The following is a 13,462-nucleotide window of genomic DNA, read 5'->3' as shown; positions in this document are numbered from 1 at the left end:
CGACGGCCGCCCCGATCTGGGCGACCAGTGGCCTCTGGAGCCGACCGAGGGTATGGAGGCCATCCGCATGGCCGTGGACGACGCCATGGACGGTGACACCAGTCGCCTGGGGGCCCGCCTGGGCCTGTGGGGCGTGGGCTGGGTGGTGCTCGTCGACCGGGCCGTGCCGGTTCCCCAACCAGGGGTCGAGGTGATGGTTCCCGACCGCCTGGTCGGTGCCCTGTCTCGCCAGCTGGACCTGGAACGCATGGAGGGGCTGAACCGGGCCGTCACCGTGTACCGCAACTTGGCCGTCGAGGCACCGCTGGCCGTGGTCCGCGACCGCAACCGCCAGGCCGTGCCGGTGGTTGTGACCCGACAGGCCCTTGACCAGCGGGTGGTGACGGCGTCGGCTGACGGGGCTCTGCGATGGGCCGTGGGCCCCGACCGCTCGTGGGAGTTCGTCGTCGACGGGGTGGGCCAGCCCCTGGTCGATCCGGACGAGCCCGGGGCCGTGGTGGACCACCCGTCGGTGCGGGTGGCCCGCGACTCGGTGGGCCTATTGGTCCTGGACGACGACGGATCAACCGGCCGGCGGGCCGTTCAGGTTGCCCTGTTCGGAGTGGTCTTGCTGCTGGCCAGCTGGGCCCGCACGGCCCGGGAGGTCCGGCGGTGAACGCCCACCGCATGCCGGCCCTCGTGGTGTTGGTCGCCCTCCTGCTCGGCTCCTCGGCTCTGGCCGTGGCCGACCCGGAGGAACGGCGGGACGATCGTCCCACGGCGGCCCCCTCGGCCATGGCGTTGGCCGGGGAGTCCTCCGACCTGTGGTTCTGCCTCGGGCCGACCATCGCTCTTGACGGGGTGGACCACCGGGTAGTCGAGATGGCCAGCATCTCGGCCGGTCCCACCGATGGGCGGGTGATCGTGGTCGACGACCGTGGTCGGGCTGTGGAACGGGCTTTCCGGCTGGACGCCGGTGACCGCCTGGAGATCCGCCCCGGCCGGTTTGTCCCAGGCTCGGCCTTCGCTGCGGTGACCGTCGAGGTCCCGGGGGGGGCGGTGGTGGTTGGCCAGCGCGTCGAGGGGGACGGCGTCGACCAGCGGCCCTGCCTGACCCGTACGTCGGACTCCTGGCTGGTGCCGTGGTCGACCACGGCCCGCCCTGGGAACCGGACCTGGCTGCTTCTGCACAACCCGTTCCCGGCCTCCGCGGTTGCTGACCTGCGGTTCGTGGGTGACATCGGCCGCCGGGAGACCCTGGACTCGCAGGGCCTGGTGGTGCCCGGGCGGTCGGTGGTGGCCTACGACGTGTCGGCTCGTATCGCCGACTCGGCCGTGGTTTCGGCCGTGGTCGACGTCCGGGTCGGGCAGCTAGTCGCTGCGCGGCTCCAGCTGTCCGACGGCCGGGGACCGACAGGCCTGCGAGGGCTGGACCTGGCGCCCGGAACGCCCGACGTCGCCGACCGTCTCTTCGTGCCCGGCGCCGGACCGGCCGGCGACCTGGCCGTCGTGGTTCTGAACCCGGGCTTTGAGACCGTGGAGCTCGAGGTGGTGGCCCGGACCTCACCGGCCGACGGATTCGTGGAACCGTGGCCGGTGGTGCTACGGGCCGGCCAGCGTCACGTGGTCAACCTGGGAGACGGTCGCCTGGACGGCGTGGGCCCGTTCGGCATCGAGGTGCGCTCCCTGGACGGTCGACCATTGGCCGCTTCCCTGGTCCGGCGGGGGCCAGGTGGTCCGGACGACGTCGTTCCACCCGATCTGGCCGTCCGACCGGCCACCGGGGTGGCGGCCCGGGGCTGGGTGGTGGACCTCGGGGAGCGGTTTGCCAGCTCCGACGACGTGCTGGCCGTGGCCAATCCGTCGGGCAGCGGCATCGCCACCCTGGAGGTCAAGGTGCTGGCCGGCCAGGCCCCTGATGGCCTGCCCACCGTTGTCGAGCTGGACCCGGGTTCCCAGGTGGCGTTCGACCTGGGCGCCGGAGCGCCGGTCGTGCTGGCCGTGGAGTCCACAGCCCCTGTGGTGGCGTCGGTGCGGGAGGCGTCAGGGTTCGGGTCGACGGCCGGGCAGGCCGTGGCGGTGGCCGGCACCGAGGGGTGGCCCGACAGCTGACCGGGTTAGCTCAGTGGCCGGCGTCGCATCCGTCGGGTGTGGAGCCGGGTTCCCGCAGTTCGGCCAGGCTCCCCCAGAGGTGGGTGGCCGACACTGGCCCCAGGTGGTGGTCGCGCACCACGCCGAGAGTGTCGACCAGCAAGACCATAGGGACAGCGTCCACCGCGTAACGGTCGTGCACCTCGCGCCTCTCGTCGACTTCCACTACGTCGACGGCCACGGCGGCGCTGGCCAGTGGCTCGGCCACGTCGACCACCGCGGCGCAACTGTCACACGACGCCGAGGTGAAGACAGCCACCAGCCACGGGGCATCGGGACGGGCGAAGTCCCGGCGGTCCAACTGCTCGGGGACTGTCCAACCAGTGCGGATCGGGGCGTCGGGGCGTCGCCGCTGAACCAGATAGGCCAGGGTCGCTGCCGCGGCGGCCACTACGACGAGGACGAGCAGGCGGTCCACGAGAGGACCGGTCAGTCGACGGTTGTCGGATCCTCGACCGGGGCCGGCGTGGATCCGGGGGCGGCCGCCACCTTGACTAGGCGTCCGACCTCGTCGCCGCTGATCGTCTCGTGTTCCAGCAGCGACCTAGCGATCAGGTCGAGGGCGTTCCGGTGGTCGGTGAGCAGCTTGCGGCAGCGGTCTTCCTGGTCGGTGAGGATCCGCTGGACCTCTTCGTCGATGACCCGGGCCGTGTCGTCGCTGTAATCCCGGGTGTGCATCAGGTCATCGCCTAGGAACACCTGTCCTTGGCTGCCCCACGCCATGGGGCCGACCCGGTCGCTCATGCCCCACTCCCGGACCATCTTCCGGGCGATCTCGGTGGCCCGCACCAGGTCGTTGCTGGCCCCCGTGGAGCCCACGCCGAACACCAGATCCTCGGCCATGCGCCCACCCATCATCACGACCAGCGAGTCCTCCAGGTAGTCCTGTCGGTGGATGTGGCGCTCTTCTTCCGGCAACTGCATGGTCACGCCGAGGGCCATGCCGCTGGGGATGATCGTCACCTTGTGGAGCGGGTCGGCCGTCGGGAGCACGGCGGCGCAAAGGGCGTGGCCCGCCTCGTGGTAGGCGATGGCCTCCTTCTCGTCTGGGGTAAGGGCCATCGACTCGCGCTTTTGGCCCATGAGGGTGCGGTCACGGGCCGACTCGAAGTGGTCGGCCCGGATGCTGTCTTCACCAGTTCGCACGGCGATCAGGGCCGCCTCGTTGACCAGGTTGGCCAGGTCGGCACCGCTCATGCCGGGCGTGCCCCGGGCCACCAGGTCCAGGTCCACGTCGTCGTCCACTCGCTTACCTTTGACGTGCACGTCCAGGATCTGCCGCCGGTCGTCCAACTCGGGCAGCGGCACCACGACCTGGCGGTCGAAGCGGCCGGGACGCAGCAGGGCCGGGTCCAGGATGTCGGGCCGGTTGGTGGCCGCCAGCATCACGATGCCGCCGCTGTCCTCGAATCCGTCCATCTCGGACAGCATCTGGTTCAGGGTCTGCTCCCGTTCGTCGTGGCCGCCTCCCAGGCCGGCGCCTCGCTTGCGTCCGACCGAGTCGACCTCGTCGATGAAGATGATGGCCCGGCCCATCTTGCGGGCCGTCTCGAACAGGTCGCGGACCCGGCTGGCGCCCACTCCGACGAACATCTCCATGAAGTCCGACCCGGTGACCGACATGAACGGCACGCCGGCCTCGCCGGCTACCGCTCGGGCGATGAGCGTCTTGCCGGTGCCCGGAGGGCCGACCAGCAGCACCCCCTTGGGGACCCGGGCGCCGATCTCGGCGAACTTCTCGGTGTCCTTCAGGAAGTCCACTACCTCGCGGATTTCCTGCTTCACCCCGGCGTAGCCGGCCACGTCATCGAACGTCGTGTCCGGACGCTCGGTGGTGTAGGTCTTGGCCCGTGACCGGCCGATGGACATCATCCCGCTCATCTGGCCCTGGGCCCGGCGGTTGATCCACACGAAGAACAAGATGATGAGCCCGACGGGGAGCAGCAGGGGCAGCCACGTCTGGAGGAAGCCGGGCTGTGGCGTTTCGAAGCGCACCGCAGCGCCGCTGTCGGCCAGCAGCCTCCGGTCGTCTATCGAGAGTTCCAGGGGGCCGGTGGTGGCGTAGGTGGCGCCCTCCGCGTCGGTGAACTCGATGCGACCCGTCTGGTTGTCGACCAGGATCTCGGCCACCTCGCCGACCGCCACCCGGTCCAGGAACCGGTCGTAGGCCACCTCGTCGATCTGGTCGGAGGGCAGGAAGCTGGGGAAGAACAGGGCGGCGGCGATCAGGCCCATAACCATCCATATTCCCCAGCGGGGCCAGCCCTGGTTGCGGCCCGGTCGGGCACCCGTCGGGGGCCAGCGATCGGACTGGTCCGGACGCTCGGGGCGCCGTCCAGCGCGCTTGTCGGGGCGTTCTGCCATGCCTTCATCGTACGGGAGAGGCGTCTCAGATCGACCCCGGCTGGGCGACCGGGGCGGCTGTTGGAGCCGTCGCTAGGGTTCGTTGGATGGAGGACCAGCCCGTCGAGGAGGCCGAACCCGGCCGGGCCTGGGGTATCGGCCACGTGGTGGCTGGCGTCGTCATCGGGATGGTGGCCAGCGTGGTGGTGGCCGGGTTGATCTTCACCCTTGGCGACTACGAGGTGGACGAGGTGCTGCCGTTGTCCATGGTTGCCGTGATGCAGGCCGCCCTGTGGGTGGGCCTGCTGGGCGTTCCGCTGTGGCTGGTGGTCGTGCGGGGGGTGCGCTGGTCCGACCTGGGCTGGGGGGCCAGGGCCCGGGACGTGTGGGGAGGGCTGTGGGTCGGTGTCGTCTGCCAGATGTTCGTCGTGCCGGTCATCTATCTGCCGCTGCTCCTGCTGGATGACGACCTGGACATCTCGGCGCCGGCCCGCGAGCTGACCGACAAGGCCGACGGCCTGGGCGGCATCCTGCTTCTCGTGCTCTCTGTCGTGATCGGCGCCCCGATCGTCGAGGAGGTTTTCTTCCGTGGGCTGGCTCTCCGGGCCTTCGAGGCCCGGATGCGACCTCGGGTCGCCCTGGTGGTCTCGGCCGTGGTGTTCGGGTTCGCCCACCTGCAGCCCCTCCAGTTCCCGGCCCTGGTGACTATCGGCCTGGTCTGCGGATGGCTGGTCCAGCGTGACGGCCGCCTGGGCCGGGCCGTCTGGGCCCACCTCGGCTTCAACGCTGTGGCCGTCACCATGCTGCTAGTCGGCGTGGGCGGCTGATGGGCGGCCCCGGTCCGGCCCCCGGGGAGCCGGTCATCGAACCGACCCCCGCCGGGTCCCCCGAGGCGGCCGAGTTGGCCGGCCCGCTGGTGGCCTTCCTGCGTCGGGTCCCGTTCACCGCCTGGGTGACCGGCCTTTTGGTCACTGGCAGCGTCCTGTTCGTGCTGTGGGTGGTCAACCCCGACGGTGTGCTGTTCACCGGCACCACTCCCACTGGTGGCGATCTGGGCGCCCACGTCTGGGGGCCGGCCTTCCTCCGCGACGAGTTGCTGCCCCGGTTCCGCCTCAGCGGCTGGACCCCCGACTGGTACGCCGGTTTCCCCGCCTACCACTTCTACATGGTGGTCCCCATGCTGTTCGTGGTGGCCTTGGACGTCGGCCTGGCCACACCGCTGCTGGCCGTGGTCTTGCCGGCTCTCGGCTGGGCCGCCGTACGGCTGGTCCGCCGTCGCCCGGCCCGCTGGCCAGCCCTCCTTGCCCTCCTGGCCACGGTGGTCGTGTTGGTGGTCCCCGTCCACTACGGCCTGGCCCTCAAGTGGGTCACAGTGGCCGGCCTGTTGGTCATGCCGGTCTCCGGGTGGCTTACCGGCCGCCTGGCCGGCCTGCCCTTCCCCGGCCCGGCTCTCACCGCGGTGGCCACCCTGCCGTTCATGTTCGACCGGTCGTTCAACATCATGGGTGGCAATCTCATGTCGACCATGGCCGGCGAGTTCGCCTTTACCCTGGCCGTGGCCGCCGTCCTCGTGTATCTGGGCCTGCTGGTCCGGGGTCTGGAGACCGGACGGGGACGGGCCCCAGCAGCCGTCTTGCTGGCCCTCACCGGGCTCTGCCACCTGCTGGTCGCCTTTTACGCCCTGGTGGCCTCGGCGGTGGCCGTCGTCCTACGGCCTGGCCGACAATCGGTGCGGTGGATGCTGACCACCGGGCTGGTGGCCGGCCTCTGCTCGGCCTTCTGGGTGCTGCCGTTCTGGTGGCAGCGAGCCCACCTCAACGACATGGCGTGGCACAAGCTGACCCGGTTCCGGTCCTACCTGTTGGACCGCGACGAGCTGGCTGCCGACTTCTTGACCAACGACCCACCGTTGCAGCTGGCCATCGTGGTGGCCGCCGTCGGCCTGTTGGCTTCCATCGCCTTCCGCCGGCGACTTGGCCTGGTGCTGGCCGGTTCGGCCCTCTTCCTAGGGTTGGCCTTCGTCCACCTTCCGGAGGGCCGCCTCTACAACGGCCGGGTCCTGCCCGCCTACTACCTGAGCATCTACCTCCTGGCCGCCATCGGCGTCGCCGACGTGGTGCGCCTGGCCGGACGCATGCTCGACGGCCTTCGCCGGACGGCCTCCGGACGGTCCGGTCGCCTGGTCAGCGGTGGGGGAGCGGTCATGGCTTCCCTGGCTCTTGTGGCCTACCTGGGGATGCCGTTACGGGTCCTGCCCACCGGTTCGATGTCCGGTAACACTTACTCGTGGCTGGGCTTCGAGAGCGAGGAGCTAAACCTGGGGCGGCCGTGGGTCCGGTGGAACTTTGCCGGATACGAGGCCCGGGTGGGCGACGACACGGGAGGCGGCTGGGAGGAGCAGCGGGCCCTGACCGACACCCTGGTTGGGATCGCCGAGCAGAATGGGTGCGGCCGGGTGCTGTGGGAGTACCACAGCGACCTGGTCCGCTACGGCACGCCAATGGCTCTCATGCTCCTGCCCCACTGGACCGACGGCTGCATCGGCTCCATGGAGGGTCTGTACTTCGAGGCGTCCACTACCACCCCGTACCACTTCCTGGTCCAGTCGGAGCTTTCGGAGTCGCCGTCCCGAGCTCAGCGGGGCCTGCCCTACCGGGGCTTCGACCTGGAGGCCGGGGTGGACCACCTACGCCAGCTTGGCGTCCCCTACTACGCCGCCTTCTCCGAGAGGGCCGTCGACGAAGCCCGGGCCCACCGGCACCTGACCGAACTGGCCACCAGTGGGCCGTGGACGGTGTTCGCCGTCGACGGGGCCGACCTAGTGGTCCCGCTGGACGTCGAGCCGGCCGCCTTCTCCGACGTAGACCACGCCGGGTGGATGGATCCGGCGGTGGAGGTATTCCAGCAGGGGTCGGATGCCGTGGTACGCACGGTGGGCGGCCCCGACGGATGGCAACGGATGGCGGCTGCTGACCAGCCGGAACGGCGACCCTTGCCGGCCGTCGTCGTCCGAGACGTACAAGCCGGGGTGGACACCGTCTCGTTCCGGGTTGACCGGCTCGGCGTACCCGTCCTGGTTCGGACCTCGTACTTCCCCAACTGGGAGGTCGAGGGGGCCCTCGGCCCGTGGCGGGCCACACCCAATCTGATGGTCGTGGTCCCGACCGACGAGGAGGTGCGCCTGTCGTACGGTCGGACGACCGTCGACGTGGTGGCCATGCTGCTGACTGCCGTTGGGCTGGTGGCCCTGCTGGTGCTGGTCCGGCGGCCCGAGCCCGACGACCCGTCGGCCCCCTGGTACGACGCGGCGGTCCTCGGGCCGGACGGTGACCGCCTCGTGGACCGGTGGGTGGAGCGGCGGGCCGCCGGCCCGCCGGACCCCGATGGGGACACGGGCGACGACCCTTCGGGCGACGTCACTGTCGGCGGGGACGAGGACGCAAAGGTCGCGGCCGGCGGCGACTCCGACGATTCGCTCAACTGGTCGGGGACGCCGTCGTGAGGGAACGTATGCGCCGCTTCGCCGTGGTCGGCCTGATCGCCACGGCGGTCGACGTCGGCCTGGCCGTGGCACTGCTGGACCGCGGCTGGTCTGTGGTGACCGCCGACGTCGTGGCGCTGGTCGCCGCCGCCGTGGTGGCCCGTCCCCTCCACCGGGTCGTCACCCTGCGCGACGACCCCTTCGCCCGGTGGATCCGGATTCGACGGGTCTTCGTCTCCGTGGTGGTGGCCGCTGGGCTAGTCGACCTGGCCGTCCTGGCCCTGGTCGGCACCCCGGGAGGCCCGGGCCGAGACCTGGCCGCCAAGGTGCTGGCCGTGGCTGCGGCGGCCATCGTGCGCGGCATGGCCTACCGGGCGTTCCTGTTCCGGGTCATCCGCCGCGAACAGGACCGACCCGTTCCCCGTCCCCCGGCGGTCGGCGACGTCCGGGTCAGCGTGGTACTGCCCGCCTTCCGGGAGGCTGACCGCATCGCCGACGCTGTGGGACGGGTACGCCGCGAACTGGGAGACGCTCTGGATGGCCCAGACGACCTGGAAGTGGTGGTCGTCGACGACGGCTCACCGGACGACACAGCGGCCCGGGCCGCGGCGGCCGGGGCCGACCGGGTGGTTCGCCTGGAACGCAACTCGGGCAAGGGGGCGGCCGTACGGGCCGGCGTAGCGGCGGCCACCGGCCGGACCGTGGTGTTCACCGACGCCGATCTGGCCTACGGGCCGGCTCAGGCGGCTGCCTTGGTGGCCCGGGTGGAGGACGGCTTCGACATGGTGGTGGGCAGCCGCCGCCACACCGACACCCGGACCCTGGTGCGGACCGGTCGCCTGCGCGAGGTCGGCGGACGGCTGGTCAACCTGGCCACCCACGCCCTGCTGCTCGGCCAGTACCGGGACACCCAGTGCGGCCTGAAGGCCTTCCGGTCCGACGTGGCCCGTCGCCTGTTCGCCGCCTCCACCCTGAACGGGTTCGCCTTCGACGTGGAGCTGTTCCACCTGGCCGAACGGTGGCGCCTCACCCTGGCTGAGGTGCCCGTTGAGGTCGAGAACTCCGAACGCACCACGGTGCGGGCCCTGAGCGACGGGCTGCGCCTGATGACCGACCTAGTACGGATCCGACAGCAGGCCCGCCAGGGCCGCTACCCGGCCCCCGATCGGTCCGGGGACCGTGGGTAGCGTTCCGGCGATGTCCGACCAGAACGCCGTGTTCAAGGCCTATGACGTCCGGGGCCGGGTCCCGGAGGAGCTGGACGAGCCGTTGGCCGAGGCCATCGGCCGGGCCTTCGCCCGGCTGGTCCGGCGGAACGAGCCCGGCACCGACCGGGTGGCTCTGGGACGCGATATGCGACCAAGCGGAGTGCCGCTGGCCGCCGCCTTCACCCGGGGCCTGGTCGCCGAGGGCCTCGGCGTGATCGACCTGGGCCTGGCCTCTACCGACCTGGTGTACTTCGCCTCCGGACACCTGGACGTCCCGGCAGCCATCCTGACGGCCAGCCACAACCCGGCCGGCTACAACGGCATGAAACTCTGCCTGTCCGGCGCCCGTCCGGTCGGCCACGACACGGGGTTGTCCCAGATGGCCGCTGAGGTGGCCGGAGGGTTCGACGACGGCCCGGGTGGTGGCTCGACCACCAGCCGGGCCCTGCTGCCCGCCTTCGCCGACCACGTTCGGTCCTTCGTCGACGTGGAGACCCTGCGGCCCCTTCGGGTGGTGGCTGACACGGCTAACGGCATGGGCGGCTTGGTCGTGCCCGCCGTCTTCGCAGGTCTGCCCTTCGAGCTGGACCTGCTCTACCCGGAGTTGGACGGCACGTTTCCCAACCATCCGGCCGATCCGATCCAGCCCGAGAACCTCCGCGACCTGCAGGCCCGGGTGCTGGACACGGGCGCTGATGTGGGTCTGGCCTTCGACGGCGACGCCGACCGGGTGTTCCTGGTTGACGAGCGGGCCCGCCCGGTCTCCGGCTCGACAACAACCGCTTTGGTGGCCAGCAGGGTGCTCCAACGCGAGCCGGGGGCCACGGTGCTCTACAACCTGATCTGCTCCCGGGCGGTGCCCGAGGTGATCACCGAGAACGGCGGGCGGGCCGTGCGGACCCGGGTCGGCCACTCGATCATCAAGCAGACAATGGTTGAGGAGGGGGCGGCCTTCGCCGGCGAGCACTCCGGCCACTACTACTTCCGGGACAACTACCGGGCCGACTCGGGGCTCATCGCCGCCCTCCTCGTGCTGGAGGCCCTCTCGGAATTCGACGGACCGATGAGCGGCCTGTTGGCCCCCTACGAGCGGTACGCCGCTTCCGGCGAGCGCAACACTGCGGTGGGGGACCCGGCGGCGGTGATCGACCGGGTGGCTGCCCATTACGCCGACTGGCCCCAGGACCGCCTCGACGGTCTCACAGTGGACCTGGGCGATTGGTGGTTCAACGTGCGGCCGTCCAACACCGAGCCGCTGCTCCGCCTGAACGTGGAAGCCGCCGACGAGGCGACCTGCCAGGTCCGGGTGACTGAGGTGCAGGCCGTGGTAGGGCAATAACCTGACCGTCATGACGCTCGACCCGAAGTTGCTGGAGATTCTGGCCTGCCCGGACGACAAGGGCCCCCTCCTCTGGTTCGCCGACGAGGAGGCCCTCTACAACCCTCGCCTGCGGCGCCGCTACGCCGTGCGGGACGGCATCCCGGTGATGCTCATCGACGAGGCCGAGGCGGTGGACGAGTCTGAACACGACCGCCTCCTGGCCCTCGCCGAGGCCGAGGGGATCCGTCCGACCTTCGGGGACTAACCCCCGGGGCGGCATGAACCGTGGATCGGCTGGTCGGCTGGCTCCGGCACTACGACTGGGGCTCGGCGACCGCCCTAGCCGCCCTGCGGGGCGTCGAGCCGTCTGGTTGCCCCGAGGCCGAACTCTGGTTCGGCAGCCACTGGTCGGCACCGGCCACCCTGGCCGACGGCCGCCCACTGGCTGACGGCGACCTTCCGTTCCTCGTCAAACTCCTGGCCGCCGACCAACCGCTCTCGCTGCAGGCCCATCCCGACGCCGCCACGGCCGTCGCCGGATACCGGCGGGAAGAGGAAGCGGGCCTTGACCGCGACGATCCGGACCGCTGCTTTCCCGACCCCGGACCCAAGCCCGAATTGCTGTGCGCCGTCTCCCGTTTCGACGCCCTCTGTGGGTACCGGGAGCGGGACGAGGCGCGCGAGGTGGCCGCCGCCCTGTCGGTGCCCCAGGACCTGCTCGGTCCCGAAGAGGTCGACGGCTCGAACGTCCAAGACCCGGTGGCCGCCGCGCTGGCTGGCGACCGCTCCGACGACGTGGATCGGGTGGTTTCTGCCGCCCGGGCCGCCAAGGGGGCGCCGGGGCCGGTCGGTCAGGCCGCCGGGGCCGTGCTCCGGATCGCCGACCATCACCCTGAAGACCCGGCGCTGCTCCTGGTCCCACTGATGCGCCACCTGGTCTTGGAGCCGGGCCAGGCGGTTTTCGTCGGCCCGGGGGTCCTGCACGCCTACCTCGACGGTGTGGCGCTAGAGGTGATGACCCCGTGCGACAACGTGGTCCGCGGCGGCTTCACCACCAAGCACGTCTCCCCGGCGGTGCTGGCCGAGGTGGTCGACGGGGCCGCGGTGCCCACCGTCCAATGGCCGGGCGACGGGGCGCACCGCTACGAGGTACCGGTCGACGACTTCGCCGTCTGGCGGGTGGCCGGCGACCTGGATGTCGAGGTCGGGGAGCGGACCGGTCCGGACGTCGTAGTGGCCGTCGAGGGCACGACGACGGTTGGCGACAGCCTGGATCTGACCCCCGGCGAAGCGGCTTGGATACCGGTAGACGACGGCCCCTACCGTCTGGCCGTGGACGGGGTGGCCCACCGGGTCTCCGCGGGAGGCTGAACAGTCCCACGGAGTGAGGCGCTACCAGCCGGCGGACCGGCGATAGCATCGGGGGTCCGTGGCTGCCTGAACGGTGTCAGACGACCCCAGCCCGGTTCCGAGAACCCGTCCGGTCTGTCCGGAGCCACGAAGCACCCCACGGGTGCGAAGAGGAGTCGTCATGTCCACCACCCCGCCGCTCGCCGAGGACCACCGGGTCGCCGACCTGGCGCTCCACGGGTTCGGGCGCAACGAGATTCGCCTCGCCGAGCACGAGATGCCGGGCCTCATGGCCCTCCGGGCCGAGTTCGCCGACCAGCAGCCCCTGGCCGGCGCCCGCATCGCCGGGTCGCTGCACATGACCGTGCAGACCGCCGTCCTCATCGAGACCCTGGTCGTCCTGGGTGCCCAGGTCCGGTGGGCCAGTTGCAACATCTTCTCTACCCAGGACCACGCGGCCGCCGCCGCGGTGTGCGGCCCCGATGGCTCACCCGACGACCTGCGCGGTGTACCCGTGTTTGCCTGGAAGGGCGAGACGCTGGAGGAGTACTGGTGGGCCACCCGCCAGGTCCTTGAGTGGCCAGACGGCGAGGGGCCCAACCTGATTTTGGACGACGGTGGCGACGCCACCCTGCTGGTCCATAAGGGGGCTGAGTTCGAGGCAGCGGGCGCCGTGCCGACGGCCAGCGACGACGACCCCGAGGAGTGGCAGGTTGTGCTGGCCACCCTCACCGAATCCTTAGCCTCCGACCCGCAACGGTGGACGCGCATCGCCGGGGGAGTCCGAGGCGTGTCGGAGGAGACCACCACCGGCGTCCACCGGCTGTACCAGATGCTGGAGGCCGGCGAGCTGCTGTTCCCGGCCATCAACGTCAACGACGCCGTCACCAAGTCCAAGTTCGACAACCTCTACGGCTGCCGCCACTCGCTCATCGACGGCATCAACCGGGCCACCGACGTGATGATCGGCGGTAAGACCGCCGTGGTGTGCGGCTTCGGCGACGTAGGCAAGGGCTGTGCCGAGTCGCTTCGCGGCCAGGGAGCGCGAGTGATCATCACCGAGGTCGATCCCATCTGCGCCCTTCAGGCCGCCATGCAGGGATACGAGGTCAACACCCTGGAGAGGGTGCTGGACCAGGCCGACCTCTTTATCTCCGCCACTGGCTGTCGCGACATCATCACTGCCGAGCACATGGGCCGGATGAAGCACCAGGCCATCGTGGGCAACATCGGACACTTCGACAACGAGGTCGATATGGCCGGGCTGCAGCGGATGTCGGACGTCCAGCGAATCACCATCAAGCCCCAGGTGGACGAGTTCGTATTCCCCGACGGCCACTCGGTGATCGTGCTGTCCGAGGGACGCCTCCTGAACCTGGGCAACGCCACCGGACACCCCAGCTTCGTGATGTCGGCCAGCTTCTCCAACCAGGTCCTGGCCCAGATAGAGCTGCATGCCCGGGCCGAGTCCTACGGGGTCGACGTGGTCACCCTGCCCCGGGCCCTGGACGAGAAGGTGGCCCGACTCCACCTCGATGCTCTGGGGGTGCGGCTCACCGAGCTGTCTACCGAACAGGCCGGCTATCTCGGCGTGCCGGTAGACGGTCCCTACAAGGCCGACCACTACCG

The 13,462-nt window shown here is 70.7% G+C and carries 11 protein-coding genes; 9 read left to right on the top strand and 2 right to left on the bottom strand.

Features of this window, described 5'->3' with window-relative positions; genetic code table 11:
• A partial coding sequence (locus tag MK181_10150) for a hypothetical protein (protein MCH2420159.1) occupies positions 1-655 on the top strand: 655 nt, incomplete at its 5' end.
• Positions 652-2,091, top strand: coding sequence for a DUF5719 family protein (locus MK181_10145; GenBank protein MCH2420158.1), 1,440 nt, complete (start codon positions 652-654; stop codon positions 2,089-2,091). The genes MK181_10150 and MK181_10145, both read left to right, overlap by 4 nt.
• Before the next feature lie 10 nt (positions 2,092-2,101).
• On the opposite strand, the gene MK181_10140 is transcribed toward MK181_10145, so the two are convergent.
• Both MK181_10140 and ftsH read right to left on the bottom strand, forming a co-directional pair.
• The gene (locus MK181_10140; protein ID MCH2420157.1) at positions 2,102-2,548 is read right to left on the bottom strand and encodes a hypothetical protein; all 447 of its coding nucleotides are present in this window, start codon (positions 2,546-2,548) and stop codon (positions 2,102-2,104) included.
• 11 nt (positions 2,549-2,559) lie between these two features.
• Positions 2,560-4,494 carry an ATP-dependent zinc metalloprotease FtsH gene (gene ftsH / locus MK181_10135; protein ID MCH2420156.1) on the bottom strand — a complete coding sequence of 645 codons (1,935 nt, stop codon included), beginning with the start codon at positions 4,492-4,494 and terminating at the stop codon, positions 2,560-2,562.
• An 86-nt stretch (positions 4,495-4,580) separates the two neighbouring features.
• Between ftsH and MK181_10130 the strand changes: the two genes are divergently transcribed.
• The 7 genes from MK181_10130 to ahcY form a co-directional block, all read left to right on the top strand.
• On the top strand, positions 4,581-5,300 hold the full coding sequence (locus MK181_10130) for a CPBP family intramembrane metalloprotease (protein MCH2420155.1): 720 nt from the start codon (positions 4,581-4,583) through the stop codon (positions 5,298-5,300).
• Positions 5,300-7,975, top strand: coding sequence for a hypothetical protein (locus MK181_10125; protein MCH2420154.1), 2,676 nt, complete (start codon positions 5,300-5,302; stop codon positions 7,973-7,975). The genes MK181_10130 and MK181_10125 overlap by 1 nt, the downstream gene beginning before the upstream one ends.
• Positions 7,972-9,141 (top strand): glycosyltransferase, encoded by a 1,170-nt coding sequence (locus tag MK181_10120; protein MCH2420153.1) that lies wholly within the window; start codon positions 7,972-7,974, stop codon positions 9,139-9,141. Before MK181_10125 ends, MK181_10120 begins: the two co-directional genes overlap by 4 nt.
• A 10-nt stretch (positions 9,142-9,151) precedes the next feature.
• A complete protein-coding gene (manB, locus tag MK181_10115; GenBank protein MCH2420152.1) occupies positions 9,152-10,501 on the top strand; it encodes a phosphomannomutase/phosphoglucomutase in 1,350 nt (449 codons plus the stop codon).
• 10 nt (positions 10,502-10,511) lie between these two features.
• Positions 10,512-10,748, top strand: a complete 237-nt coding sequence (locus MK181_10110) for a Trm112 family protein (GenBank protein ID MCH2420151.1) — start codon at positions 10,512-10,514, stop codon at positions 10,746-10,748.
• 20 nt (positions 10,749-10,768) lie between these two features.
• Positions 10,769-11,854, top strand: coding sequence for a mannose-6-phosphate isomerase, class I (gene manA, locus MK181_10105; GenBank protein ID MCH2420150.1), 1,086 nt, complete (start codon positions 10,769-10,771; stop codon positions 11,852-11,854).
• A gap of 160 nt (positions 11,855-12,014) precedes the next feature.
• On the top strand, positions 12,015-13,462 hold a 1,448-nt coding region (gene ahcY / locus MK181_10100; protein MCH2420149.1), incomplete at its 3' end, for an adenosylhomocysteinase.

Source organism: Acidimicrobiales bacterium (genome assembly GCA_022452035.1).
Lineage (GTDB): Bacteria > Actinomycetota > Acidimicrobiia > Acidimicrobiales > MedAcidi-G1 > UBA9410.
This window is presented reverse-complemented; position numbering and strand designations above follow the sequence as displayed.